19 protein-coding genes and 1 tRNA gene are annotated in these 26,032 nt (G+C 56.3%); 11 read left to right on the forward strand and 9 right to left on the reverse strand.

Going from position 1 to position 26,032, the window contains the following annotated elements; genetic code table 11:
* Positions 1-93: 93 nt before the first annotated feature.
* The 3 genes from QK300_RS00485 to QK300_RS00495 are packed head-to-tail and all read right to left on the reverse strand — an operon-like array spanning position 94 to position 3,336.
* Positions 94-798 (reverse strand): dienelactone hydrolase family protein, encoded by a 705-nt coding sequence (locus QK300_RS00485; protein ID WP_281299934.1) that lies wholly within the window; start codon positions 796-798, stop codon positions 94-96.
* A gap of 44 nt (positions 799-842) precedes the next feature.
* A complete protein-coding gene (locus QK300_RS00490; RefSeq protein WP_281299933.1) occupies positions 843-1,304 on the reverse strand; it encodes a methylated-DNA--[protein]-cysteine S-methyltransferase in 462 nt (153 codons plus the stop codon).
* A gap of 4 nt (positions 1,305-1,308) precedes the next feature.
* On the reverse strand, positions 1,309-3,336 hold the full coding sequence (locus tag QK300_RS00495) for a thioredoxin domain-containing protein (protein ID WP_281299932.1): 2,028 nt from the start codon (positions 3,334-3,336) through the stop codon (positions 1,309-1,311).
* A gap of 98 nt (positions 3,337-3,434) precedes the next feature.
* Between QK300_RS00495 and QK300_RS00500 the strand changes: the two genes are divergently transcribed.
* From QK300_RS00500 to QK300_RS00525, 6 genes are all read left to right on the forward strand, one after another.
* A complete protein-coding gene (locus QK300_RS00500) occupies positions 3,435-3,677 on the forward strand; it encodes a DUF6489 family protein (RefSeq protein WP_281299931.1) in 243 nt (80 codons plus the stop codon).
* 3 nt (positions 3,678-3,680) lie between these two features.
* Positions 3,681-5,087, forward strand: a complete 1,407-nt coding sequence (gene mnmE / locus QK300_RS00505) for a tRNA uridine-5-carboxymethylaminomethyl(34) synthesis GTPase MnmE (protein ID WP_281299930.1) — start codon at positions 3,681-3,683, stop codon at positions 5,085-5,087.
* Positions 5,088-5,284: 197 nt separating this feature from the next.
* A complete protein-coding gene (gene mnmG, locus QK300_RS00510) occupies positions 5,285-7,162 on the forward strand; it encodes a tRNA uridine-5-carboxymethylaminomethyl(34) synthesis enzyme MnmG (protein ID WP_281299929.1) in 1,878 nt (625 codons plus the stop codon).
* 17 nt (positions 7,163-7,179) lie between these two features.
* Positions 7,180-7,854 (forward strand): 16S rRNA (guanine(527)-N(7))-methyltransferase RsmG, encoded by a 675-nt coding sequence (gene rsmG / locus QK300_RS00515; protein WP_281299928.1) that lies wholly within the window; start codon positions 7,180-7,182, stop codon positions 7,852-7,854.
* Entirely contained in the window at positions 7,844-8,650 is an 807-nt protein-coding gene (locus QK300_RS00520; RefSeq protein WP_281299927.1) for a ParA family protein, read from the forward strand. Before rsmG ends, QK300_RS00520 begins: the two co-directional genes overlap by 11 nt.
* Positions 8,647-9,618 (forward strand): ParB/RepB/Spo0J family partition protein, encoded by a 972-nt coding sequence (locus QK300_RS00525; protein ID WP_281299926.1) that lies wholly within the window; start codon positions 8,647-8,649, stop codon positions 9,616-9,618. Before QK300_RS00520 ends, QK300_RS00525 begins: the two co-directional genes overlap by 4 nt.
* Before the next feature lie 86 nt (positions 9,619-9,704).
* Here the strand turns inward: QK300_RS00525 and QK300_RS00530 are convergent, their stop codons facing one another.
* The 4 genes from QK300_RS00530 to QK300_RS00545 form a co-directional block, all read right to left on the reverse strand.
* Positions 9,705-14,591: an NAD-glutamate dehydrogenase gene (locus tag QK300_RS00530; RefSeq protein ID WP_281320798.1), complete on the reverse strand. Its 4,887-nt coding sequence runs from the start codon at positions 14,589-14,591 to the stop codon at positions 9,705-9,707.
* A 266-nt stretch (positions 14,592-14,857) separates the two neighbouring features.
* Positions 14,858-16,231: a RimK/LysX family protein gene (locus QK300_RS00535; protein WP_281299924.1), complete on the reverse strand. Its 1,374-nt coding sequence runs from the start codon at positions 16,229-16,231 to the stop codon at positions 14,858-14,860.
* 101 nt (positions 16,232-16,332) lie between these two features.
* Entirely contained in the window at positions 16,333-19,431 is a 3,099-nt protein-coding gene (locus QK300_RS00540; protein WP_281299923.1) for a multidrug efflux RND transporter permease subunit, read from the reverse strand.
* Positions 19,431-20,630 (reverse strand): efflux RND transporter periplasmic adaptor subunit, encoded by a 1,200-nt coding sequence (locus QK300_RS00545; RefSeq protein ID WP_281299922.1) that lies wholly within the window; start codon positions 20,628-20,630, stop codon positions 19,431-19,433. Before QK300_RS00545 ends, QK300_RS00540 begins: the two co-directional genes overlap by 1 nt.
* A gap of 121 nt (positions 20,631-20,751) precedes the next feature.
* On the opposite strand from QK300_RS00545, the gene QK300_RS00550 reads away from it, so the two are divergent.
* The gene (locus QK300_RS00550; RefSeq protein ID WP_281320799.1) at positions 20,752-21,462 is read left to right on the forward strand and encodes a TetR family transcriptional regulator; all 711 of its coding nucleotides are present in this window, start codon (positions 20,752-20,754) and stop codon (positions 21,460-21,462) included.
* A gap of 49 nt (positions 21,463-21,511) precedes the next feature.
* Here QK300_RS00550 and QK300_RS00555 read toward each other — a convergent pair.
* Positions 21,512-21,586 (reverse strand) — tRNA-Gly (locus QK300_RS00555).
* Positions 21,587-21,920: 334 nt separating this feature from the next.
* Between QK300_RS00555 and trxA the strand changes: the two genes are divergently transcribed.
* The 4 genes from trxA (at position 21,921) to QK300_RS00575 (ending at position 24,750) form a co-directional block, all read left to right on the forward strand.
* On the forward strand, positions 21,921-22,847 hold the full coding sequence (trxA, locus tag QK300_RS00560; RefSeq protein ID WP_281299920.1) for a thioredoxin: 927 nt from the start codon (positions 21,921-21,923) through the stop codon (positions 22,845-22,847).
* A 62-nt stretch (positions 22,848-22,909) separates the two neighbouring features.
* Positions 22,910-23,608, forward strand: coding sequence for an LON peptidase substrate-binding domain-containing protein (locus QK300_RS00565; RefSeq protein ID WP_281299919.1), 699 nt, complete (start codon positions 22,910-22,912; stop codon positions 23,606-23,608).
* Between the two features lie 80 nt (positions 23,609-23,688).
* A complete protein-coding gene (locus QK300_RS00570) occupies positions 23,689-23,874 on the forward strand; it encodes a Trm112 family protein (RefSeq protein ID WP_042088260.1) in 186 nt (61 codons plus the stop codon).
* 126 nt (positions 23,875-24,000) lie between these two features.
* Positions 24,001-24,750 carry a hypothetical protein gene (locus QK300_RS00575; protein ID WP_281299918.1) on the forward strand — a complete coding sequence of 250 codons (750 nt, stop codon included), beginning with the start codon at positions 24,001-24,003 and terminating at the stop codon, positions 24,748-24,750.
* 29 nt (positions 24,751-24,779) lie between these two features.
* Here the strand turns inward: QK300_RS00575 and QK300_RS00580 are convergent, their stop codons facing one another.
* On the reverse strand, positions 24,780-26,003 hold the full coding sequence (locus QK300_RS00580; protein ID WP_281299917.1) for a UbiH/UbiF/VisC/COQ6 family ubiquinone biosynthesis hydroxylase: 1,224 nt from the start codon (positions 26,001-26,003) through the stop codon (positions 24,780-24,782).
* Between the last annotated feature and the right edge of the window lie 29 nt (positions 26,004-26,032).

The following is a 26,032-nucleotide window of genomic DNA, read 5'->3' on the forward strand; positions in this document are numbered from 1 at the left end:
TAAAAAACCCCCCGATGTTTCTGATAAAACAGACTCGGGGGGTTTGATGTTTCACGTGAAACATGGGTATCAAACGGTTCTCTCGTCTCAATCCTAACCGATATTCTCTTTGAGAAATGCCGCCGTTCGGGCATTGGCCTTCTCTGCCGCCGCCTGATCATAATGGGTGCCACCCGGGCGGGCAAAAGCGTGATCCACATCCGCATAATCATGCACAATCACATGATCATGACCATCGAGCGCCTGATGGATGGCGGCCTGCGCCTGTTTATCAACAAAGCCATCTTCGCGGGCGATATGGAGCATCAATTGCCCCTTGATATGGGCCGCCTCATCCAGCTTTCCATCAATGCCCACACCATAATAGCCAATGGCCGCATCGGCATTGGTTCGGCAGGCACTGAGATAAGCCAACATCCCCCCTAAACAATAGCCGATCACCGCCACCTTGCCGCTGCTGCCTTCGATCTTGCGGGCCGTGGCGATGGTTGCGGCGATATCTTCAATGCCGTTATCAAGATCAAATCCCTTATAAAGCTCGAAAGCTCGATCCCAATCCTTGGATAATTTGTCATTCAGTTGGATATCGGGTTCCTGTCGCCAAAAAAGATCGGGGCAAATGGCGATATAACCATCTTCGGCCAGCTTGTCGCAAATTAGGCGCATCGGTGTGTTGACGCCGAAAATTTCCTGAATGGCCACAACCACAGACCCCGATCCGCTTTCAGGATAAGCGACATAAGCCTTGAAGCGGCCGGATTGATCCTTGGCGTCGATAGAGATGGTGCGTGCGGGCATTGTTGTCTCCTTGGTTTGAAATGATTTATTGCGATAAATGCCGATTATAAGGGAAGCTGGGGCGCAATGCCTTCCAAGCGGATGAGGGCGGCTTTGGAGTCGAGGCCGCCCATTCCGGAATAGCCGGTTAGATTGCCTTGAGCGCTCAACACTCTATGGCAGGGGATGATGATCGGAATGGGGTTGGTTCTGCAGGCACTGCCCATGGCGCGGGCCTTCGTGCCGATTTTATGGGCCAACTCCCCATAGCTTTGAGTGGTGCCATAGGGGATCTGGCTGATCGCAGACCAGGCCCGCTTTTGAAAATCACTGCCATGGGGATTTAACGGCAGATCGAACAGGGTGCGGACTCCATCGAAATAATCCTGTACCTGCTGGGCTGCTTCGATCAAAAGCGGGCTGGGCTGCTGGCGATCCCCCCATCCCCATTCCAAAGCGATGATATGATCATCCTCTTCAAACAAGGTGAGATCGCCCAAGGGGCTGTGAAGAGATAAAATGCCCATGGGTTCAGTCTCCACCTTCGAAGATCGGATCGCCGGATCGTGCGCTTTTCAAAAGCGTGGCAAATGCCTGAAGATCGGTGATCGGTTGGCTGCATTTTTGCTGGGTGCATAAGGTCATCTGATCGGCCTCAAGATTTCGATCCTGTTTATAGTTCAAGATTGCATTGGGCAGGGATTGACCAAGGATGGTGGCCTTGAACGCTCCCTCCAATGGTTGCACATCCTTTTGCATCAGGCTGATTTCAAGGCTGTTGAACAGGGTATCACAGGCATTGAGAAAGGATAGATGAGGGAAAAACTGGGCAATGGCCGGTTCTGAATAGGTTGCCAGCAAATGATCCGCGCGCTTTTTCCATTGCAGATCGCCGGTGATGGCAAACAGGCGTGCAAAATTTTCCAGCATCGTCGCATTGCCGGATGGTTGGGCCCCATCATGGGCGGATTTTGGGCGCATCAGCAAATCATCGGCATCTTTTGCCGCCGTGAAATAGCCCCCCGTTTCCTCATCCTTGAACAGATCTTCCACTTTTTCAGCCCAAAGGATGGCCTGTTCAAGATAGCGCGTTTCGGCCGTAGTTTCATAAAGCGTCAGGCCCGCGCGGATCATCTGCGCATGATCATCGAGAAGGGAGACGGTCGTGATCCTGCCCCCCCGCGCGGCATGAAAAAGGCGGCCATCGGGGCCGCTCATGGTGTTTTTGATCCATGCGAACACATGGCGGGCCCGTTCCAGCCAATCTGGCCGCTCGAACACAGAAGCGGCCTTGCACGCGGCGGCAATCATCAGGCCATTCCAATCGCATAAGATCTTATCATCGAGACCTGGGCGCACCCGTTCTGTGCGATCGCGAAAGAGAATCGCCCGGCATTGGGCCAGACGGTTTTCCGTTTCATCCATTTGGGGAAAGGCGCTATGCAGGCGATTGAGGATGGTGACCCCCTCCCAATTTCCTTCATCGCGCACATCATAATGCTCGCAAAAGAGTGCGGCATCCTCGGGGCTGAGCAGAGCAGCGATCTGCGCCTTCGTCCAGACATAGAATTTGCCCTCCACGCCTTCGCTGTCGGCATCCAAAGATGCGGCATAGGCCCCCTCGGCGGTGATCATTTCACGCTCGAGCCACTCCATGCTTTCAGCCACACGCAGGCGATAAAGGGGGGATCGGGTTTCGCGCCAAACTTCGGTATAAAGGGCGATGAGCTGGGCATTGTCATAAAGCATTTTTTCAAAATGCGGCACCAGCCAGCGCTCATCCACCGTATAGCGCGAAAATCCCCCGCCCAGATGATCATAAAGTCCGCCCAAAGCCATTTGATCAAGGGCACGTTCCACGGCCTGAAACCAGTTTTCCTGCCGGGCTCGGATGGCACCGCGCCAGAGAAATTCAAGCATATGGGGTTGGGGGAATTTGGGCGCCCCCGCCATGCCGCCATGGCGCGGGTCCATATGATGGAAAAGCTTGGTGGCGATTTGATCCAGCAGATGGGGTTCTATTATTGATTGCGAGCCTTCAAGGGATTTGGTTTCATAAAGCTTTTCAAGATGCTCCATTAAGATGGTGCTGTTTTCAGCCACCTGTTCGCGATTGCTGTGATAGAGGGCTGCGACCCTATCCAGAACCTCGATAAAGCCCGGACGCCCATACGAAGCCTGTGCCGGAAAATAGGTGCCACCCCAGAAAGGCTCGCCCTTTGGGGTCAGAAACATCGTGAGCGGCCAGCCCCCCGGCTGCCCCATCAGCGATAAAGAGGACATATAAAGCGTATCGATATCGGGCCGTTCTTCGCGATCCACCTTGATATTGATGAAAAGCCTGTTCATTTGTTCGGCAATGTCTGGATCCTCGAAGCTTTCATGGGCCATCACATGGCACCAATGGCAGGCAGCATAGCCCACCGAAAGCAGGATCGGCTTGTTTTGGGCCTGGGCTTCAGCCAGAGCTTTTGGCCCCCAGGGCCGCCAATCCACCGGATTATCGGCATGTTGGAGCAGATAGGGGCTTGATTCAAATCGTAATTGGTTGTCTGACATGCGCGGGTAACCTATTTTCTGGGGATGCCGGCTCGGTGGCGATCCCGATCCATGCACAGGCTACGCGGGTGGGCCGCAAGCCGCAAGGAGGCCAGACCATGAAAATTACCGTGGATATCGATTGTACACCAAAAGAACTGCGCAGCTTTTTCGGTTTGCCTGATCTGGAACCTTTGCAGCAGGAAATCATGGCGCAAATGCAGCGCCGGGCGAGCGAGGGGCTGAGTGCCGAAGATCTTCAGCAGATGATGAGCGGCTGGATGACCGGGGCCAGCACGGGTATGGAGCAGTTTCAAAAGCTGGTGCAAGCCGCGATGACCACCGCCAAGCCTAAAAGCTGAGCCATGCCCGCCGCGCCAGATAGCATCTTTGCGCTGGCCAGTGGCCATGGCCGGGCCGGGGTCAGTGTTGTGCGGCTGTCTGGCCCCCGGGTGATGGCGGCTTTGGCCAGCCTCACGCGAAAAAAACCGCCACCGCCGCGTCTGGCATCCGTGCGCCGGCTTTATGATCCGCAATCAGGGGCCTTGCTGGATGAGGCTTTGATTCTGGTTTTTGCCGCACCGGCCAGCTTTACCGGAGAAGATGTGGTGGAATTGCATCTTCATGGCGGGCGGGCGGTGGTGGCCTCGGTTCTGGAGGTTTTATCAAGGATCAAAGGCCTGCGGGGGGCAGAGCCGGGGGAATTTACCCGTCGTGCTTTTGAACAGGGCCGGATGGATCTGACCGAAGCCGAAGCCATCAATGATCTGGTGATGGCGGAAACGGCAGCCCAGCAGCAACAGGCGCTGCGGCAGATGGGCGGCGCCCTGGGCCGGATTTATGAAGATTGGCGCCTGCGGCTGATGAATGCCTATGCCCGGATCGAGGCCGATATCGATTTTCCGGATGAAGATCTGCCCGAGGATATGGTGGAAACACTCCGCCCCGATCTGATGCGCCTGCTGGATGAAATCAGCACCCATCTTGGCGATGATCATAGGGGCGAGCGCCTGCGCGAGGGCGTATCGATTGTTTTGCTGGGCGCGCCCAATGTTGGAAAATCAAGCCTTTTAAATGCTTTATCGAAGAAAGATGCCGCGATTGTTTCAGATATCGCGGGCACCACGCGCGATGTGATCGAGGTGCAGATGAATTTATCAGGCTATCCTGCCAGCCTGATCGATACGGCGGGCATCCGGGAAGCCGGAGACAGCATCGAAAGCGAAGGCGTGCGGCGGGCGCTGGATAAGGCGCATCAGGCGGATATTCGGGTTCTTTTGCTTGATGCCGCTGCGCATATCATCATGGAAGAAGATGATTCTGAGCATCATGCGCCTGTTTTTGATCTCTCGCAGCTACCAGCCGATCTCGCGCGCTTGCGTGATGATGCGGATATCATCCTTTTGAACAAGGCGGATCAGCTTGGCCATCCCCCTTATGGCCACCAGCCGGGTGATGAGAGGCTTTTTGTGATCTCGGTGACGGCCGATCGCGGGATTGCGGACGTGTTGGAAGCACTATCGCATCGGGTGATGGATTTATGCGACGTGCGAGAAGCCCCGGCGCTCACCCGCATTCGCCACCGCCAGGCTCTTGAAGAGGCTCAAGCCTGTTTGCAACGCTATATGCGTGCGGATGCCGATCATAGGGATCCGGTGCTGGCCGCGGAGGATATCCGTATGGCGGCACGGGCGGTGGGGCGGATCACCGGGCGGGTGGATGTCGAGTCGATGCTGGATATCGTCTTTTCCTCATTCTGCATTGGAAAATAGTGTAAAAATCTTGTGGCTTGCGAGGAGTGCTGGCCGATGTTTCACGTGAAACATTGCTATTCAGCAACTCTGTTTCGATAAGGCGCGCCCAACAAACGTGCAATGGCGTTTGACCTTTTGATCGCCCGAACATAAGGTGCGGCACAGGTGCAAGCGATGATAGGCTTGGCCAAATCAGTGAATTTAACAGGTGCCGAGTGAACGATTCCTTTGATGTGATCATTATTGGCGGTGGCCATGCTGGCTGCGAAGCCGCTGCGGCCTCGGCGCGCATCGGGGCGAGAACCCTTTTGCTTACCCACCGTCTGGATCATATCGGGGTGATGTCGTGCAATCCGGCGATTGGCGGATTGGGCAAGGGCCATCTGGTTCGTGAAATTGATGCTTTGGATGGCCTGATGGGGCGGGTGGCCGATGCCTCGGGGATTCAATTTCGCCTGCTCAATCGGCGCAAGGGGCCGGCCGTGCAGGGGCCGCGTTGTCAATCGGATCGCGCCCTTTATGCTCGCGCTATGCAAGATCATTTGGCCAATATTGCGGGGCTGACGCTGCGTGCGGCTTCTGTCGAAGATCTGATTATCGATCAGGATACCGATGCGGGTGCAAAAGTTACGGGTGTTGTGCTGGCCGATGGCGCGGTGGTGCGCGCCCCCAATGTGGTTTTGACTACTGGCACATTTTTGCGCGGCCTTATTCATCTGGGTCCAAAAACCATCCCCGCAGGCCGCATGGGCGAAGCGCCGGCGGTGGGCTTGTCCCTTTCTCTTGAGCGTGCGGGCTTTAGCCTTGGCCGGTTGAAAACCGGCACACCGCCGCGATTAGATGGCCGCAGTATCGACTGGTCGCAATGCGAAGAGCAGCCGGGCGATCAGCCGCCGGTCCCATTTTCCACCCTGACCAGCCAGATCACGGTTCCACAGATTTCATGCTATATCACCCGTACCACCCGCGAAACGCATCAGGTGATCAGCGATAATCTGCATTTATCTGCGATGTATTCCGGGCGGATCGAAAGCCGTGGTCCCCGCTATTGCCCATCCATCGAAGATAAGATCGTGCGCTTTGCCGATAAGGACAGCCATCAGATCTTTCTGGAGCCCGAAGGTTTGGATAGCCATCTGGTTTATCCCAATGGCATTTCAACAAGCCTGCCCGAAGATGTACAACTGGCCCTGATCCGCACCATGCCCGGCCTGCAAAAAGCCGAGATCGTGCGCCCAGGCTATGCCATTGAATATGATTATATCGATCCCCGCGAATTGCGCCCAAGCCTGGAAACGCGGCGCGTTTCCGGCCTTTATCTGGCAGGGCAGATCAATGGCACCACCGGCTATGAAGAAGCCGCGGCCCAAGGGCTTTTGGCGGGTACGAATGCCGCCTTGTCGGCATCCGGGGCCGCGCCCTTCATTCTGGATCGCGCCGATGCCTATATGGGGGTGATGATCGATGATCTGATCACCCGGGGCACTGCTGAGCCTTATCGGATGTTTACCAGCCGGGCGGAATATCGCCTGCATTTGCGGGCGGATAATGCCGATCAAAGGCTGACGGCAAAAGGCCTCGCCATCGGCTTGGTGGGGCCGGAACGGGCGGCGCATTGGCAGGATAAATCCGATCAGCTGGCTCGGGCGCGCCAGCAGCTTCAGGCTTTGCACATCACCCCCGATGAGGCGGGTTCCCATGGGATCAGCCTGCGCAAGGATGGCCGCCGTCGCACGGCTTTCGAGCTTTTGAGCTATCCCGAAATCGATCCCGATGTCTTGCGCCGGATTTGGCCCGAAGCCATGGCGGCCCTGCAATCCGATGCTTTGGATCAGGTGCGGATCGAAGCCCGCTATGCCACCTATCTGGATCGTCAGGCCCATGATATTGCCGCCTTTAGAAAAGACGAAGGCTTGACCATTCCGGCGGATTTCGATTTTGCCGATCTTCCGGGGCTTTCAAAGGAATTGCAGGAAAAATTTGCTCAGGCCCGGCCCGCAACCTTGGGGGCCGCGGCGCGGATATCCGGCGTGACCCCGGCGGCGCTGACTCTTATCCTGTCGCATCTGAAAAAACGAACGAAAGCGGCATAAGCAGGGGGCTTCAATCTATGGGTTCGCTCAGCGTCAGATCGCCAGACTTGTGGCCAGCGGGCTTGGCAAAAGGGCGGCTCGATGTTTCACGTGAAACATATGAGCGCCTGTGCCTTTATGAAGCGCTTTTGAAAAAATGGCAGGCAAAGATCAATCTGATTGGCCCGGCCACTGTGGATCATATCTGGACACGGCATTTTCTTGATAGTGCTCAGATAGTGGCGCAGGTTCGCGATCATTCGTCTTTGCATCCGGTGGCGGAAAAGGGTGAAAAGCCAAGTTGGCTGGATCTGGGGGCCGGGGCGGGATTTCCCGGCCTTGTGCTGGCCTGTTTTGATGCGGGGCCGGTGCATCTGGTGGAAAGCGATCAGCGTAAATGCAGCTTTTTGCGGCAGGTGATCCGGGAAACCGGGGTGAATGCCACCGTCCATCACAGCCGGATCGAGCAACTCACGCCTTTTCCGGTGGATATCATCACCGCCCGCGCCCTGGCCCCATTGGATCAGCTTTTGGCTTATGGCGAAAAATTCTGCACGCCCCAAAGCGAATACTGGTTTTTGAAGGGACGGTCCGTGCAAGAGGAATTGACCCGCTGCCAACAATCCTGGACAGTTGAGGCGGAGCTTTTTGAAAGCTGGACTGATCCACAGGCAATCCTCATTCAGATAAGGGCGGCAAGCCGTGCAGGATAAAAAACCCATAAGCCCCCGGATTATTGCTGTTGCCAATCAAAAGGGCGGGGTGGGGAAAACCACCACCGCTATCAATCTGGCAACCGCCTTATCGGCCATCGGGAAAAAGGTGATGATCCTTGATCTTGATCCGCAGGGGAATGCCTCCACAGGATTTGGGATCGATCGCGCGCAGCGGTCTTTATCGTCTTATGATCTGGTGATGGGCGAAGCCGATATTGCCTCGGTCTTGGTGAAAACGGGGATTCCCGGGCTTTATGTGGTGCCCTCAACCATCGATCTGTCTGGCGCTGATATGGAATTGGTGACCATGCCGCGCCGGGCCTATCGCCTGCGGGATATGCTGGAAAAAGATCCCGGCCTTGATGGCTTTGATTATGTTTTGATCGATTGTCCGCCCTCGCTTTCCCTGCTCACCTTGAATGCCCTGACGGTGGCGGAACAGGTCTTGGTGCCCTTGCAATGCGAATTTTTCGCCCTTGAAGGCTTATCCCTTTTGCTGCGGACCATCGAGCGGGTGCGGTCAAGCTATAATCCATCTTTGGCCATTGCCGGTGTGGTGCTGACCATGTTTGACAAACGCAACCGTTTGAGCGAACAGGTCGCCCGGGATGTGCGCGATTATCTGGGGGATGTGGTGTTCAAAACCGTGATCCCGCGCAATGTGCGTGTATCAGAAGCCCCAAGCCATGGAAAACCGGCGCTTTTATATGATCACCGCTGTTCCGGCAGCCAGGCCTATATGAAATTGGCCAGTGAAGTTTTGCGCAGAGAAGGAAGGGCACGGGCGGCATGAGCGATCCTCAGCAAACAGCAAAGCCAAAAACGCGGGCGGTTCAGCGGGGTTTGGGCCGGGGGCTTTCTGCCCTGATGGATGATTATCCGCTGGATGAGGGCCATGATACCCAAGGACGGGCCGGTGGGCTTTCTGGAGATGGGGTGCGGGTTTTGCCGATCCATCATCTGATGGCCAATCCGTTTCAGCCTCGGCGGATCTTTGATGCAGAAGAATTGCAGTCGCTGGCCGATTCAATCCGGGAAAAAGGCGTTTTGCAGCCCATTCTGGTGCGAAAATCGGCGAAAGATGGCGCTGATGGGCCACGTTATGAAATCATTGCCGGAGAACGGCGCTGGCGGGCATCCCAGAAAGCGGGCCTGCATGATGTGCCGGTTCTGGTGCGCGATCTGGATGATCGGGCGGCGTTGGAAGTGGCGATCATCGAAAATATCCAAAGGCGCGATCTTTCGGCCATCGAAGAAGCGCAGGGTTATCTGCGCTTGATCGATGATTTCGGCCATAAGCAGGATGAAATCGCCAAGGCTGTGGGGAAATCGCGCAGCCATATCGCCAATCTTTTGCGTCTGCTCAGCTTGCCTGAAGCGGTGCGGCATATGGTGGATGATGGTCGCCTGAGCATGGGCCATGCCCGAGCCTTGATCGGCACCCCCGATCCTTTGGCTTTGGCGAAAAAAGCTATCGAGGGGGAATTGAGCGTGCGGGCGGTGGAAAAGCTCGTTCATGCACAAAAAGATCAGCTAAAAGCACCAGCAGCCAGCCAATCATCATCCCCATCATCAGCGGGCCATAAGCCCGGCACGCCCCGGAAAGACGCCGATACCCGGGCTTTGGAGCAGGATCTCAGCCAATCTTTGGGTTTGGTTGTGAGCATCGATCATAAGGGGGATGCGGGCGGACAGGTCACGATCCGCTATGCTTCATTAGAGCAGCTCGATGATCTGTGCCAGGCGCTGATCGAGCGCTAAAGCATAGCCATATTGCGTGAGAGCGCCGGGGAGAAAGGCTGGTGCAATTTTTCAGAAAACCGCACCAACCCCTTGATCTAAAAGCCTTATGATCCAACGGCCCGCGACATGATCGAGCGCAGATGCCGGGCCGCAAAAGAGAGCTTCGCCACCGAAAGGGGGCCGCTTGATTTCAGATCAGCCAAAAGCCGATCCGCCCGCATTCGGGTCATCTCCTGTTCTTTAAACCAGAGGCTCACGGCTTCCGACCCCTGATCGCTGGCGGTATTTTGCAGGATATAGCGGGTGAGTTCCCGTTGTTGATCGGCCAGATCATCCAAAACCGCCCGGGCGGCCAAACGATCCCAATGATCTTCGGTTGAAATCATCTCGCTGGTCTGGCGCAACCAATCAAAGCCGATGCATTCCCCTACTTCGGAAAAAGCGCGGCCCACATCCACCACATCCCGGCCCAAAGCCATGGCCACTTTTTGCACATCGCAGCAAAAACCAAGCATCTGCAGGGACACCACCCGGCGCGCCAGTTCAAGGGGTGTGCCTTGTTCTTGATACATCGCCACCCGGGTTTGATAGGCTTCCCGCGAGAGGGGGGATAAAACCTCTTCCGGTTGTGCCAAAAGGGCAGCCACCCCATCGCCATAGGTTTCGATCAGGGGTTTCAGGGCCAAGGGGCGGTCTTCATTTCGCAAAAACCAGATGGTTTGCTGCTTGATCAGGGTGGTCAGTTCCAGATGCATCAGGGTTTGGATGGTGGAGGGCACCTGATAATCAAGGGCATCGACCTGTGGCCACAGGCTTTGTAGCCGGAAAATATCCCGCACCACTAAAAAAGCGCTGAAAATCTGATCAACACCAAGGCCGGTTTCCTCGCGCACCTCATAAACAAAGGTCAGCCCGGCCCGATTCACCACCTGATTAACCAGAATGGTGGCGATCATTTCACGGCGCAAACGATGATTTTCCAAGGATTTTGGAAAGCGTTCCACCAGGATATCGGGAAAGCCGTGGCATAATTCAGGCTGCAAAAAAGGATCATCCAAAAGATCGGCCCGGGTCATGATGGCTTTCAGGCTGAGCTTGGCATAAGCCATGAGAACCGATAATTCCGGTCGGCTCAGCCCTTTTTGCGTCACCGCAAGTTCGGAAAACTGCTCTTCGCTGGGCAGAAATTCGATATCGCGATCCAGCGTTCCTTCACGGGCAAGGGTGCGGATGAGGCCGGCATGGCTTTCCCGGGCGCCTGCAGCTTGCGCCTCGGCGTGGCTAAGGGCCTGTGTCTGCAGATAATTGTCTTCCAAAACAATCGTGGCCACGGCATCCGTCATCTCGGCTAAAAGCGAGTCGCGGTTTTGAGGTTGAAGGGTGCCTGTGGCCATGGCATCGGCCAGTAGGATTTTGATATTGACCTCTTTATCGGAACAATCGACACCGGCGGAATTATCGATGAAATCGGTATTGATCCGGCCACCGGCGCGGGCAAATTCGATCCGCGCTTTCTGGGTCATCCCCAGATTGGCGCCTTCGCCCACACAGCTTGCCCGCAATTCGCTGGCATTGATCCGCAAGATATCATTGGCCCGGTCGCCTGCATCGGCATGGCTTTCTTCCGTGGCTTTTACATAGGTACCAATTCCCCCAAACCATAAAAGATCGGCTTTGGCCTTCAGGATATGGTGGATCAGTTGGGTGGGGGTGAGGCTTTCTTTATCGATGCCTAAAAAGGCTTTGATCTGCGGGTTCAGGCGGATGGATTTGGCGCTGCGTGACCAGACCCCACCGCCTTCGGATATGAGGCTGGTATCATAATCCGCCCAGCTTGATCGGCTGAGCGCAAATAAACGCTGGCGTTCCTTGAAGGCGGCATCGGCATGGGCCTCGGGATCGGGATCGATGAAGATATGGCGATGATCAAAAGCAGCGCGCAGGCGGATGGCACGGGATAAAAGCATGCCATTGCCAAACACATCCCCCGACATATCCCCCACCCCGATCACGGTGAAAGGGTCGATGTCCACATTCAGCCCGCGTTCGCGGAAATGGCGCTCCACCGAAACCCAGGCACCCCGGGCGGTGATGGCCATGGCTTTATGGTCATAGCCCTGGCTGCCGCCGGATGCGAAGGCATCGCCGAGCCAGAATTTGCGTTCTTTGGCGATCTGGTTGGCAATGTCGGAAAAGCTTGCGGTGCCTTTATCGGCGGCAACCACCAGATAAGGATCATCCTCATCATGGCAAAGAACCCGATCCGGATGCGTCAGCGTTCCATCCACAAGATTATCGGTGATCGATAACAGGCTGCAGATAAAGCGTTTATAGCAGGCGATCCCTTCATCCAGAATGGCTTCACGATCCCCGCCCGTGGGCAGATTTTTGGGAACGAAGCCCCCCTTTGCGCCCACCGGCACGATCACCGCATTCTTCACATGCTGGGCTTTCACCAACCCTAAAACTTCGGTCCGGAAATCCTGGCGCCGATCCGACCAGCGCAAACCGCCGCGCGCCACCGGCCCCCAGCGCAGATGCACCCCTTCAACACGCGGAGAATAAACAAAGATTTCCCGCCATGGCCGGGGCAAGGGCGCTTCATCCACATCATGGGATCTGATCTTGATGGCAAGGCCCGTGCTGCCATCCGAGCCTTTGTCGCAATCAAGGGATTGATAGAAATTGGTGCGAACGCTGGCTTTGATCAGGCTGAAAAAGGCCCGCAGGATGCGATCCTCATCAAGGCCCGTGACCTGATCGAGCGCTTCATGAAAGCGGCTTTCAAGGCTAGCCACCCGCGCATCGCGCTGATCGTCATTAGCATCATCAGGATCAAAGCGGGCCGCAAACAGATCAAACAGATCGCGGCTGATCTGAGGATGATCGCGCAGGCACCGGGCCACATAGACCTGACCGAAAGGCAGGCCAAGCTGCCGCATGAAGCGGCTATAGGCGCGCAAAACCATGATCTGCCGGGCGGTCAGGCTGCAATCAATGGCCAGGCTGTTGAAGCTGTCGTCTTCCACCCGCCCGGTCCAGACATGAACCAAAAGATCTTCGACCAAGGGCTTGAGCGTTTTGATATCGAGATGGGCACCGGATTTGAGCAGGAAGAAATCATGGATGCAGCCGCCTTCCTCGCGCTCCAATTCATAGGCATGTTCGCTGATGACCTTGAGGCCCAGATGTTCGAGCATCGGCAGGCATTCGCTTAAGGGGATGATCTCGCTATCATGATACATCTTGAGCCGCAGGGCATCGGGGCGGTCGGTTTCCCGGCGATAGAGATCAAAGCCGATGCCTTCGCCCTGCCGCAGGGCATGGATTTTGGCAATATCGAGCACAGCATGATTGGGATCGAAATCTTCCTGATAGCCAACCGAGAAAATCTGGCCATAGCGATTATAAAGACGGATTCCATCCTCTTCGCCATGGCGTCCCACCAGATGTTCGCGCAGCAATTCAGGCCAGCCCTTCACGGCTTCGGCCAGCCTTTGATCGATCATCGCCTCATCGGCTTGTGGCACCTCACCGGGCTTGGTGCGGATGATGAAATGCCAGCGGGCCATCACATCATCGGAAAGCTGGGCGTAATAAACCGATATCTCGCCATTGAAGGCATCGCATAAAATACCTTCAACCGCCTGACGCAGCCCGGAATGATAAACATCGCGCGGCACATAAACCAGAGCCGAAACAAAGCGTTCGAATTGATCACGACGGATGAAGGCCCGGGGGCGGGGCCGTTCGAGCAGATGCAAAACCCCAAGGCCGGTGCGCAAAAGCCGCCCTTCCTCGATTTGGAAGAGTTCATCGCGGGGAAAGGTTTCCAGAATATGGCGCAGGGCCTTACCGGCATGGCTGCGTTTATCGAATAAGGCGCGCTTTTGCACATTTTCCACCTTGCGGCGCAAAAGCGGCGTGTCATAGGGGCTTTCGGCATAGGCCTGGGATGTGAAAAGGCCGGTAAAGCGGCGTTCGCCAATCACCCCGCCCTCTTCATTATAGATTTTGACCCCCACATAATCCATATGCACCGGGCGATGCACCGTGGCCTTCACATTAGCTTTGGTAATGATCACCGGCTTATCGGGCTGGGCCAGAAAATGGCGGATTTCTGCGGAAATGGCGGTCAGCCCCTGGGTGCCGCGCAGGATGAACCGATTGGGATCGCGCAAAATGCCTAGGCCCGATTTTTCCACGGCATGGAAATCGCTGTCTGTTGCATCGCCATCAAAGCGATATTCCCGATAGCCAAGAAAGGTAAAGCGATCCGCCCCCAGCCAGCGCAGAAAGCGGATGGTTTCTTCCTGATCATCAGGATCGATGGGCGGGGGATTAACCGTTAAGGATGCCACCGTTTCATCGATTTTGGCAATCATCGCCCGCCAATCTTTCACGCTGGCGCGCACATCATGCAAAATGGTTTCGATTACGCGCTTGATATCTTCGAGCACGGCAGGATCGGATTGGGCATCAATCTCGATATACATGCATGATTCACGGCCATCGCCGCGTTCATGGCCCCGTTCAAAGCTGACGGCCCCGATGAATTTCCGCCGTTTTCCGGTCTCATCGCGATCCATCATCACAATGGGATGATGCACGGCATGGAGGCGATAGCGATGGGTAACGGCCAAACCGCCGGTGATCGAATCCACCAGAAAAGGCATATCATCATTGACGATGGCAATGGCGGTATGGGCCGTGCCCCAGCCGCCTTTCAGGCTGCGTGGGTTGAAAACCTCGATCTTGGGCTGCCCGGCTTTTCGGGTGGCGCTCATCTGCCACAGATGAAAGGCAATGGCATAAAGGGTCTCGGGCGATTGAGCGATCACATCATCGGGCGATGCATGGGCATAAAAAACATCAAGAAAGCGCAGAAAATCGTCGCGTTCTTTTTTCGGGGCATTTTTCCCTGCGATCTGGATCACCTCGGCGATCACTGCGTCTTTGTGCTCAAAGGGGTTCGAGCCGTTCACATCCATCTCATTCATCCAAAAAATTGATTATCGGGGGGCAATAGGGTGGTCATAAGGGGTGTCATTGTCTTCAGGCTCCCCCCTCATAAGGCCGCATCATGGCATCAGCCGGGCAGGCACAGGCCCCCTTAGCCCGAAAAGGGGCGGTGGCCATCAAGGGGAGGATATATGAACAGCGCATCGGCTTTTTTGCCTGAGAAAATCAGTCTTTTGCTCATCTCATATTGTGCATAAGGGTGCAAGGCGAGATCGGCAATCAAAAGATGAATTGATCAGTGGCGTCCATTGCGGCCGCTGCGATCTTCCAGATGGCCGATCAGGGCGGCGGCCAGATCAAGGCCGGTCACGGTTTCAAATTGTTCCAGATCGCAGATCGGATCTACATCCACCACCAAAGGCCCGGCATCGGATCGCACCAGATCCACCACTGCGGCTTGCAGGCCCAGAGCGGAAACGGCTTTGCTGGCAATCTTTCGTTCAAGGGCGGTGGGCCGGGCTTTCAAAGCCCGGCGCGGGGAAATATCGCCCTGACTCAGGGGGGGTTTCCCCTCAGGATCGGGCTGCAAAAGCAAAGAGGCATGAATTTTTCGCCCCAGAACAAAGCAGCGCAAAGCCGCGCCATTGGCTTGGGCGATATAATTCTGGACCAATATATGCGCCCGTAAACCCCGCATCGCCGCCAGCACGGATTGCGCCGCTTTCCGCGTATCCACAATGACCGCGCCCCGATCTTCGCTGCCTTCCAGAATTTTCAGCATCAAAGGCGCGCCGCCCAAAAGCTTCACCAGATGGGCATTGCTGTCAGTGGCATTGGCAAAGCCCATATCGGGTTGGGGAATGGCCCGCCGGGCGAGCTTTTGGCTGGCATGAAGGCGATCCCAGCAGGCGGCAAGCGCCGCAGAATTATTCAGGCTGCGAATGCCGCTGGTTTCAAATTGCCGCAAAAGGGCAAGGCCATAAACCAGATCGGTCGCGGTCAGCCAGGGCAGGGCGATATCAAAGCGGGGCAGGGCCTCGCCATTCAGATGTGCCCGAAGCTGGCCCTGTTCAACCGACATATAGCAGCGATTGACATCAAGCGCGTGAATTTCATGCCCCCGCGCCTGTGCCGCTTCGATGATCCGTTCGCAGATGGCCAGCCCGGGGGCCCCATGAAGCAAAGCAATCCGCAAAGGTCGGTCGGCGGCATGAACATGGGGCAGATGATCATAAACCGATAGATCCAGGCTGCCCTGAATACAGGATCGGGTCACATCCACCAGAATGCCGTCCTCAAGGGCGCGCCGCCCCAAAAGCATCCGATAAGACATGGTTTCGCGATTGGTCAGGGAAATTTCAATGGGCCAGAGGCGATCACCCAATCGGGCATGGGTGCGGATGATGGGGCGCAGCTCTGTCTCGCCATTGGATGAGGTGATCTCGCGCTGGCCGATCAGTTCGGCTTCGCAAAAAATCTCGATTTCCGGGCGTTCCGGCAGGGGGTGAAGGCCAAAACGGACATAATCGGCTTGGTTTTTTCTGAAGGGATGAACGGAAAAGGCATGCAGGGACGAGGTTTGTGCGCCGGTATCGATCTTGGCGCGCACGCCGGGAATGGCCAGATCCGGCAGTGCCACCCATTCTTCCCAACCCACACTGAAAGTCATCCGCACTCCTGCCCTTTAATCCTGATCATGCGTTCGTTTGGCCGTTCACGCAGCGATTGTGGCCGGTTCAGGGAAAGGGCGCAATCCTTGTTAGCGATGGATCATGCATCCTTATCGGTGAGCCGGCTGATCAGCTTGAAAAACACCGGAATGAAGAAGGTGGCGATGAAGGTAGCGGCGAGCATGCCGCCAATGACGCCGGTTCCGATGGCATGGCGGCTCGATGCCCCGGCTCCGGTGCTGAGCGCCAAAGGAACGGCCCCCAGGGTAAAGGCAAGGGAGGTCATCACAATGGGGCGAAAGCGCAGGCGGGCGGCATTGAGGGCGGCCTCTTTGAGCGATTCCCCGGCTTTTCTTTGCAGCATGGCAAATTCAACGATCAGGATGGCGTTTTTCGCCGAAAGCCCGATCAGGGTCAAAAGTCCGATCTGGAAATAAAGATCATTATCCAGCCCCCGCAGCCATGTGGCCAGAACCGCCCCGAACACCGCAAAGGGCACAGCGGTGAGCACGGCAATCGGCAGGGTCCAGCGTTCATATTGCGCGGCCAAAATCAGAAACACCATGATGATGCCGAAACCGAACGCCAGCCCGCCACTGCCCGAGGCCACTTTTTCCTGATAAGTGGAGCCGATCCAGCCCAGGCTGTAATTTTCATCCAGGATTTCGCCAGCCACGGCTTCAATGGCGGCCAAAGCCTCGCCCGAACTATAGCCCGGCGTGGGTTCGCCCATGATTTTCGCAGCCGGAAAATTGTTGAACCGATCAATCACATCAGGCCCCACGATCCGCTCCACACGCACAAGGCTGGCCAAAGGCACCAGATCGCCATTTTGCGCCCGCACAAAAACATGGCGCAGATCATCAGGGGTGCGGCGGAAATCGGCTTCGGATTGCAGATTGACCCGATAATTGCGGCCATAAAGGGTGAAATCATTGACATAAAGGCTGCCAAAGGTGCTTTGCATCGTCGCAAAAACCTGATCGATGGGAATATCGAGCGCCCGTGTTTTCTCCCGATCAAGGGCAATGAAATATTGCGGGGTGCCCACCGAAAACAGGGATTGCACGGCTTGCAGTTCGGGGCGCGCATTGGCGGCTTCCACCAGCCTGTTGGCCATGGCGGCCAGCGCATCGCTGCTTTGTCCGCCGCGATTTTGCAAATAGCCCTCAAAACCGCCGGTCATGCTGATGCCATTGATCGGCGGGGGATTGAAGGCAAAGATCTGCGCCCCCTTCAAATCCGAGGCCATGCCCATGAATTTACCAACCAAAGCCTGGGCATTTTGCCCGGGTTCCATGCGTTCCGACCAATCCTTGAGCGGCACGAAAGAGACGCCGCTATAGGTTTTCTGGGCAAAGGTGAGGATGTCAAAGCCCGATACGGTGACCACCGATTTCACCGCCGCGTCGTCAATCAGCCTTTCGGTCATGGTTGTGGTGATGTCCCTTGTGCGCGCAAGGGATGCGGCAGGGGGCAATTGGTAGGCCATCAGCACATAGCCCTGATCTTCCGAGGGTAAAAGTCCCGCTGGCACCTGCCGGAACAGCACAACCGTCAGCCCGATCAGGCCGCTAAACAGCAGCAAGGCAAAAACGCTGTGGCGCAAAAGCCCGGAAACCCCACCCATATAGCCATCAGTGGTTTTCGTGAAAGCCCGGTTGAACCAGCGAAAGGGGGCCGCCGGGGCTTTATGGGTGGGCTTGAGCAACAGGGCGCATAAAGCGGGCGTGAGGGTGAGGGCGACAAGGCCTGAAATAGACACAGAAACCGCAATCGTTACGGCAAACTGCCGAAACATCTCACCACTCAGCCCACCCAGAAAGGCCACCGGCACAAACACCGCCGATAAAACCAGCACGATGGCGATCACCGGCCCGGCCACCTGCTCCATGGCTTTCAGCGACGCCGCTTTGGAATCGAGCTTTTCCGATGTCATCAGCCGCTCGACATTTTCGATCACGATGATTGCATCATCCACCACGATGCCAATGGCCAGAACCATGCCAAACAAGGTCAGCAGATTGATGGAAAATCCCAAAACATACATGCCGGCAAAGGTGCCGATGATCGAGACCGGGATGGCCAGCAGGGGGATCAATGTGGCGCGGACATTCTGCAGGAACAAAAAGACCACAAGGGCCACGAGGATCACCGCCTCGCCAAAGGTTTTGAGCACCTCTTGGATCGAGACCTTCACAAACATCGTGGTGTTGAAGGGGATGGTGTGGGCAATGCCTTCAGGAAAGCGGGCGGAAAGCTCATCCATTTTATCAGAAACGGCCGCCGCTGTTTCCAGGGCATTGGCACCCGGCTGCAGATAAATGGCGATGGGCACGGCGGTTTTGCCAAGGGCGGTGGCGGTTTGGCCATATTGCTGGGCGCCCAGCTCGATCCGGGCCACATCCCCCAGATGAAGGCTGGCCCCGGTGGCATCGGATCGCAGGATGATCTGCTCAAATTCGGATGGCTCGATCAGCCGCCCCCGGGTGGATACGCTATAGGTAAAAGCCTGATCGGCAGCCATGGGTTCCTGGCCAAACTGCCCGGCGGCAAATTGGGCATTCTGTTCGCGGATGGCGGCGGCCACATCGGCGGCGGTCAGGCCATATTGGGCCAGCTTGTCGGGCTTCAGCCAGATCCGCATGGAATAATCACGGGCGCCAAATTGGGCGGCATCCCCCACACCGGGCAGGCGCTTTAATTCATCGATCACATTCAAAAGGGCATAATTGCTGATAAAGGTGGAATCATAGCGTCCATCGGGCGAGGTCATGGCCACCACCAAAAGGATGGAGCTGCCCCGCTTTTCCACCTTGATCCCTTGCCGGCGCACCTCTTCGGGCAGGCGGGCTTCGGCGATTTTCACCCGGTTATTGACATCGATGGCGGCCTGATCGGGATCGGTGCCGATCTTGAAGCTGATATTCAACGACAGCGCCCCATTGGTGCTGGTTGAACGCATATAGATCATATTGCTCACCCCGTTGATTTCCTGCTCCATGGGGGCGGCAACGGTGGTGGCGATGGTTTCGGCATTGGCGCCGGGATAGCTGGTCGTCACCACCACTTCGGGCGGGATGATCTGGGGATATTGCTCGATCGGCAGGCTGCGCATCGCGATCAGCCCGGCCAGCACGATGACGATCGCCAACACGCCGGAAAAAACCGGGCGATTGATGAAAAAGCGGGAAAACATCAGCCGCGGCTCCCCTTTTCAGTCGCATTGACCGGGGCGCTCGATGGCCTGCGGTCTGTGGTTTCCGGGGCCACCAATTGCCCCGGTCTTACCCGCAAAAGCCCTTTGGTCACAATCTGATCACCGGCTTTCAGGCCTGAGTCGATGATCCAGCCATCCTGATAAAGGGGGCCGGTTTGGATCGCCGCACGCTGGGCGATATTTTGCGCATCGATGCGATAGACATAAGCCCCGTTCTGATCCTGCATCACCGCCGTTTGGGGAATGACGATGGCATCAGGCCGGGTCAATCCCCCCAGATGAACCCGCACGAATTGCCCGGGTAACAGATGATGATCGGGATTGGGAACCACGGCCCGGGCTTTAACGGTGCCGGTGGTGGGATCGATGGTGGCGGCGGTGAAATCCACCCGGCCTTCTGCCGCATGCATCCGGCCATCCGCCGTTTCCAGCCGGGCGTTTAGCGGGCCATCAACCGATTTGATCAGCTGCCCATCGGCCAGCAGGCGCTGCAGCATCAGCCAGCTTTCATCGGGGATGGAAAAATCCACATAAAGGGGATCAAGCCGGGTGAGCCGGGTGAGATCGCTGTTTTCGGGGGTGGAGCCAACCAGGTTGCCCACGGATTGAATCTCGGTCCCCGTCACCCCATCAAAGGGGGCGCGCACGGTGGTGTAATCCAGATTGATCCGGGCGGCGTGAACCCGGGAATTCGCCAAAGCAACACCGGCAATGGCCACTTCGCGATTGGTATAGGCATCATCGCGGCGCTGTTCGCTGATATTTTTATTCGCATAAAGATCGCGCGCGCGTTCCCATGTGCGTTCGGCCGATCTCAGCGTGATTTGCGCCTGCAAAAGTGCGGCTTCGGCCTCCTCCATCGCTGCCTCGAAGGGTTCGGGATCGATCTCAAACAGCACATCGTCGGCCTTCACTTTTGCCCCTTCGCTATAGGGGCGCTCGATCAAGGTGCCTTCGACCCGGGCTTTGATGATGGCATCCAATGATCCCGCCGTGCGCCCGGAATAAACATCCTCGATGGCGATATCAGCGGTCTTTATGGTCATCGCTTCAACCGCGACCGGGCCTTGATTGCCATTGTCGTTTTGTCCATTGCCGCCCTTTTCACCGCAGGCAGACAGGAACAAAACCCCAGCCAGCACAAGGCTGAGGGGGAACGATTGTCGTTCACGCCACATAAAAGATCTCCGGTCGCTGCGTTATGAATTAAAGGCTCATCATGCTGGCCTTGCACCATGGGGCGCATTAATATACATTCTTAAATGTATGTAAAGTAAAATTCTTGATTGGGGGTGGATGATGGTCAGGCGCACAAAGCAGGAAGCCTATGAAACGCGGGAAAATCTGCTCGATGCTGCCGAGCGGGTTTTTATGGAGCGGGGGGTTTCGCGCACCAGTCTTGAGCAGATTGCGCAGGCTGCCGGGGTCACCCGGGGGGCGCTTTACTGGCATTTTGAAAATAAATCCGATCTGTTCAATGCCATGGTTGATCGGGTGCGGATGCCGATGGAGCGCAGCTTTTATCAGCTTCTCGATAGCACCGACAGCCTCGATGACCTGCAGGCTTTATGCATCAATTGCCTGATCGATATGCATCATGATGAACAGATGCGCCGGGTTTATACGATTCTGCTTTTGAAATGCGAATATGTGGCCGATATGGCGGGTTTGGTTGAGCGTGAACACACGGCCCGCGCCGAGGTGATCCGGTCGCTCACCGATTTTTTTGCGCGCTTGCACGGAAATGGCCGGATTTTGCCGGCGGCGGGGGCCTCTCCCCGCACTTTGGCTTTGGGGCTGTATGGCCTGATGCGCGGCCTTCATACCGATTATCTGCGCGCGCCTGATGAATATGATATCGAGCAGGATGCCGCCTTTTTGGTGGGGCATTTTTTCACCGCCCTCAGACCCCCTCACAGGCTTAATCTTGGGCCTAATCCGGGTCCCAACCCCGATGTGGCCTCAAAATCACCGAAAAAGCCACAGGGCCTGCCGATCCACCGGATATAAAAAACCAGCCGTTCTGACCGATTGGCCTGAGCGACTGGTTTTTAAAAACTGGAGCGGGCGATGAGATTCGAACTCACGACCCCAACCTTGGCAAGGTTGTGCTCTACCCCTGAGCTACGCCCGCATATGGGTCCGGCCAATGACCGGGTAACGCCGGGACTATACGCATCGGCAAGAAGGATGCAACAGACTTTTTTCTCAAACCGGGTAAGACAAAACCGGGATCAGCGTTACCGGCAGGCGATATAAGGGCCTTGGGGGTGAGAGTCCAGCGAAAAAGAGGGCTTTTGACGGATAAGAAAGCGATCTCTTGTCTGGTCAATCTCTCAAAAGATGTTAAAAACCGGCCAAGTGTTTCATATATGCCATGATACCTATAGATGGATGGCGGCGGCTGCCCTGCGTTTTTGAAGCGGACCGGCAAAAAAACAGGCGCAAACCCTGAAGGACAGGAAAAAATGGACCATATTATTTCTTCGGCGTCTGGAGCATCAGGACCTTCCGCACAAAATGATCTGATCCGGGATGCCGATGCCCGCTCTTTTGTGAAGGATGTGCTGGAAGGCTCGAAGGATCGCCCGGTTCTGGTCGATTTCTGGGCGGAATGGTGTGCGCCCTGCAAGCAGCTTACCCCTATGCTCGAAACGCTGGTGCGGGGGCATAAGGGCAAGGTGGCCCTGATCAAGGTGGATATCGAAAAAAATCGCGATATCGCCGCGCAATTGCAGATTCAATCCGTGCCCACGGTTTATGCCTTTTATAAGGGCCAGCCGGTGGATGCCTTTCAAGGGGCCCTGCCCGAAAGCCAGGTGCGGGCTTTCATCGATCAGTTGATCAAGCTTTCAGGCGATCCCGGTGATGGCCTCGATGCCATGATCGATCAGGCCTTTGCGGCCCTTGATGCCAATCAGCCTGCCGAAGCCCTGCGTATTTTGGGGGGGCTGAGCCATGCCGAGCCGGATCACAGCCGCATTCTGGGGGGGATGGCGCAGGCCTATCTGGCTCTGGGGCATCTTGAGGAAGCCCGGGCCCTATTGGCTGATATTCCGGCTGATAAAGCCAATGATCCCGCCATCATGAAGGCGCGGGCGGCGCTGGAACTGGCCGATCTGGCAAAAGAAGTGGGCGATCTCGATAGCCTGGAAGCTGCTCACAGGGCGCAACCGGATGATCATCAGGCGCGCTTTGACCTGGCCCGGGCTTTGGCGGCGTATCAGCGCCCGGAAGAAGCGGCCGAGCATCTGATTGCCATCATCAGCACGGATCGCGATTGGAATGAGGGGGCGGCCCGGGCAGCTTTGCTGAAATTATTTGAATCAAAAGGTCCAACCGATCCCTTTACCTTGCGTTGGCGGCGGCGTTTATCGTCCGTCTTGTTTTCCTGATATGATCTTTTTTGCTGTTGGAACCGTTCATAGGAATGAAGACTTTCAGGTGGAGAGAGACAATGGCTGAATCCGTCTCGCCGAGTGAAGAGCAATTGCCGACCGTGATACCGGTATTTCCGCTGCTTGGGGCGCTGTTATTGCCACGCGGTGAAATGCCCCTCAATATTTTCGAGACCCGCTATGTGCAGATGGTCCGTGATGCTATGGGATCGGATCGTATCATCGGCATGGTTCAGCCCCGCAGCACGCCTCAGGCCATCGCAGGCGGGCAGGGCAATGATGGGGCGGGCCTTTATGAGATCGGCTGCGCCGGGCGCATCTGCTCTTTTGCGGAAACCGATGATGGGCGCTTTCTCATCAGTCTCAAGGGGGTGAGCCGCTTTCGCATCGAAGAAGAATTGTCCAGCCTTACGCCTTATCGCCAGATGAAGGTGGATTATCGCGATTTTGAAACGGATCGGGCCATTCCCGCCCGCCGCGCCGGGGTGGATCGCGATGCCCTTTTGGGTAGCCTCACCCGCTTTTTGGAACAGCGCGGGCTGAATGCTGAATGGTCATCCATTGAAAAGGCGCCCGATGAGCTTCTGGTCAATTCGCTGGCCATGATCTGTCCGTTCGAGCCCGCCGAAAAGCAGGCTTTGCTCGAAGCCCGCAGCCTGACCGAGCGAACCCAAACCATGATCACTTTGATGGAATTCTCCCTTGCCGATCCCACGATTGATGAGGATGATGATCGCCCGCCTCAAATACCGAATTAAACCGTGCCGTGTGTGAAGGCCCGTTCATGCCCCCTCATGCCTGTTCAGGGGGATTGTGATCCCCATAAAGGACAGCCCCGATGGAAAAAGATCTGATCGATCCGAAATTACTGGAAATTCTGGTGTGTCCGCTGACCAAAACCACCTTGCGCTATGATCGCGCGGCGCAGGAACTGGTGAGCGAAGCAGCCGGGCTTGCCTTTCCCATTCGCCATGGGGTGCCGATTATGCTGGCGGATGAAGCCCGCGCGCTCGATCAGGCCTGATCGGCTTTTTTTCGTGCCCTAAAAGCCGGATGTTCATCGGCTGCTCATCCACAATTTTCTAAACCCCTATCATGATGCTGTAACCTATGGGCTTGATCAGGATCGATACAGCCGGATATGTGGAGAATGATGGTGTTTGGAAACAAAATCCGGTCGATGCTGATCGGCCTCTTTTTGGTTTTTTGGGCAAGCGGGGCTTTGGCCGATCCGGTTCTGGAGGCCGTGCGCGCTGAAGCCGCCAGCATTTCTGCCGATGATTACCGCCTCATTCGCATCTACACGGATAATTCGGGCAAAACCCGGCAGCGCCGGGCGGCTTATGATCCCACCCGTCCGGATGGGGAAGAGTGGCTTTTGCTGGAACGCAATGAAGAGCCGCCATCCGATAAATATCTGCGCAAATATGAACAATCCGAAGAACGCGGGGCGCCCGAAACCTATGGCCGGATCCTCAATTATCTGGATGGCGAGGTCAGCCTTTTATCGCGCACCAAAGAGCAATCCATCTATCAGATCAGGCGTTTGGGCGTGGGTTCCATCCTTTTGGAGGGGGACGATATTTCCGACCGGATTTCTGGTGAAGCGGTGATTGATACCCGCACCAACAAGCCGCTGGTCACAGAAATCCGCTTAAAGGTCGAAGAGTCTTTCAAGCCCCATTGGCTGGTGCGGATCCATGAGGGGACGGGTGTGATCCGCTTTGAAAGGCTGGCCGATGGCACCCCGGTGATCCGCCAGCAAAGCCTTGCGGTCAGCGGCGGGCAGCCTTTTGGTTCCATCGATTACAGGGTTGAATTTGTGTATCAGGATTATCAGCCGGTGCGGGAAGATCGGCCATTGGTCAAAACCTTATCCACAGCAAAACACCGCCCTTGAGCCGTTCTTATATCAAACGGCCCTATCCATTAAACAGATTGGCCTTTTAATAAGCGCGGCAGATGGCCCACCGTGCCCCGGGCATGGCTGATGAAAAACCGCTTTAAAAAAGGCATCTTATTGACCAGTCCCAAGCCCAGATCCCGGGCCTGCCGGATGGGCGCAATATCATTTGAAAATAATCGGTTCAAAGCATCGGTCACAACCGCAAGGGTCACATTATCGGTGCGCCGCCAGCGCTGGTAACGTTCCAGCACAAAGGGGCTGCCGATATCTTCGCCCCGGCGGGCGGCTTCAACCAGAACCTCGATCAGCGCGGCAATATCGCGCAGGCCCATATTAAGCCCCTGCCCGGCAATAGGGTGAATGCCATGGGCGGCATCGCCGATCAGGCACAGGCGCTGATCGATGATGCGCTCGGCCATATGCAGACCCAAAGGATAGCTCCATCGCGGCCCGGCAATGCTGACTTTACCCAGAAAATCCCCCACCCGCTTTTGCACTTCGGCCTCAAAACCACGGGCGGACAGGGCCATGATGGCCTCGGCGCAATCGGCGCGCACGGTCCACACCAAAGAGGAGCGATTGCCCTTAAGGGGCAGGATGGCAAAAGGCCCATCGGGTAAAAAGCGTTCATGGGCAATGCCGCAATGGGGCAATTCATGATCGATGCTGGCAACGATACCCGCCTGATCATAGCGCCATTGCGGGGTCGGAATTCCGGCCTCGGCCCGCAGGCTGCTGTTGCGTCCATCGGCGGCAATGATCAGGCGCGCCGCCAGATGCTGGCCATTCGATAGCACAATTTCGGCCTGATGATCATCGCGGCTGATGGAAAGGGGGCGTGCGGGTGCGATCTGGTGCAGATTTTGGAATTGCCCGGCGCGGAAAAACAGGGCCTGACGCAGATGCCGGTTTTCCACCATCTGACCAAGGGGCTGATCCCCCACATCGGCCTGATCGAAATGCAAAAACAAGGGCGAAGCGCCGTCGGATACCCGGATTTCATGAATGGGCTGGGCGGTTTCTTCCAAGGGTGACCAGATATCAAGGGCACGAAACATTTCGACCGAGGCAAAAGCAATCGCCGAACAGCGGCCATCATAGGCTTCATGGGTCAGATCGGGCGGCGATGCGGCATCGATCACGGCAACCTCAAGCCCATAATGAGCAAGTCCGCAGGCGGCGGTCAAACCGGCCATGCCGCCACCGATAATTGCGATATCAACCTTCATATCACCATGATCAGGCATAAAATCCGTTCCTGTTACCCTGTGTTCGG

It is taken from the genome of Iodidimonas sp. MBR-22 (assembly GCF_029946565.1).
GTDB lineage: Bacteria > Pseudomonadota > Alphaproteobacteria > Sphingomonadales > Rhodothalassiaceae > Iodidimonas > Iodidimonas nitroreducens.

What these genes read in the sequence shown, in the direction of transcription:
- mnmE (WP_281299930.1), top strand. Translation starts at nt 3,681, where the DNA reads ATGCCCGCCGCGCCAGATAGCATCTTTGCGCTGGCCAGTGGCCATGGC.
- QK300_RS00580 (WP_281299917.1), bottom strand. Translation starts at nt 26,003, where the DNA reads ATGCCTGATCATGGTGATATGAAGGTTGATATCGCAATTATCGGTGGC.
- rsmG (WP_281299928.1), top strand. Translation starts at nt 7,180, where the DNA reads ATGGGTTCGCTCAGCGTCAGATCGCCAGACTTGTGGCCAGCGGGCTTG.
- QK300_RS00575 (WP_281299918.1), top strand. Translation starts at nt 24,001, where the DNA reads ATGATGGTGTTTGGAAACAAAATCCGGTCGATGCTGATCGGCCTCTTT.
- QK300_RS00570 (WP_042088260.1), top strand. Translation starts at nt 23,689, where the DNA reads ATGGAAAAAGATCTGATCGATCCGAAATTACTGGAAATTCTGGTGTGT.
- QK300_RS00490 (WP_281299933.1), bottom strand. Translation starts at nt 1,304, where the DNA reads ATGGGCATTTTATCTCTTCACAGCCCCTTGGGCGATCTCACCTTGTTT.
- QK300_RS00500 (WP_281299931.1), top strand. Translation starts at nt 3,435, where the DNA reads ATGAAAATTACCGTGGATATCGATTGTACACCAAAAGAACTGCGCAGC.
- QK300_RS00545 (WP_281299922.1), bottom strand. Translation starts at nt 20,630, where the DNA reads ATGTGGCGTGAACGACAATCGTTCCCCCTCAGCCTTGTGCTGGCTGGG.
- QK300_RS00495 (WP_281299932.1), bottom strand. Translation starts at nt 3,336, where the DNA reads ATGTCAGACAACCAATTACGATTTGAATCAAGCCCCTATCTGCTCCAA.
- QK300_RS00485 (WP_281299934.1), bottom strand. Translation starts at nt 798, where the DNA reads ATGCCCGCACGCACCATCTCTATCGACGCCAAGGATCAATCCGGCCGC.
- QK300_RS00565 (WP_281299919.1), top strand. Translation starts at nt 22,910, where the DNA reads ATGGCTGAATCCGTCTCGCCGAGTGAAGAGCAATTGCCGACCGTGATA.
- QK300_RS00550 (WP_281320799.1), top strand. Translation starts at nt 20,752, where the DNA reads ATGGTCAGGCGCACAAAGCAGGAAGCCTATGAAACGCGGGAAAATCTG.
- QK300_RS00535 (WP_281299924.1), bottom strand. Translation starts at nt 16,231, where the DNA reads ATGACTTTCAGTGTGGGTTGGGAAGAATGGGTGGCACTGCCGGATCTG.
- QK300_RS00530 (WP_281320798.1), bottom strand. Translation starts at nt 14,591, where the DNA reads ATGGATGTGAACGGCTCGAACCCCTTTGAGCACAAAGACGCAGTGATC.
- trxA (WP_281299920.1), top strand. Translation starts at nt 21,921, where the DNA reads ATGGACCATATTATTTCTTCGGCGTCTGGAGCATCAGGACCTTCCGCA.
- QK300_RS00525 (WP_281299926.1), top strand. Translation starts at nt 8,647, where the DNA reads ATGAGCGATCCTCAGCAAACAGCAAAGCCAAAAACGCGGGCGGTTCAG.
- QK300_RS00540 (WP_281299923.1), bottom strand. Translation starts at nt 19,431, where the DNA reads ATGTTTTCCCGCTTTTTCATCAATCGCCCGGTTTTTTCCGGCGTGTTG.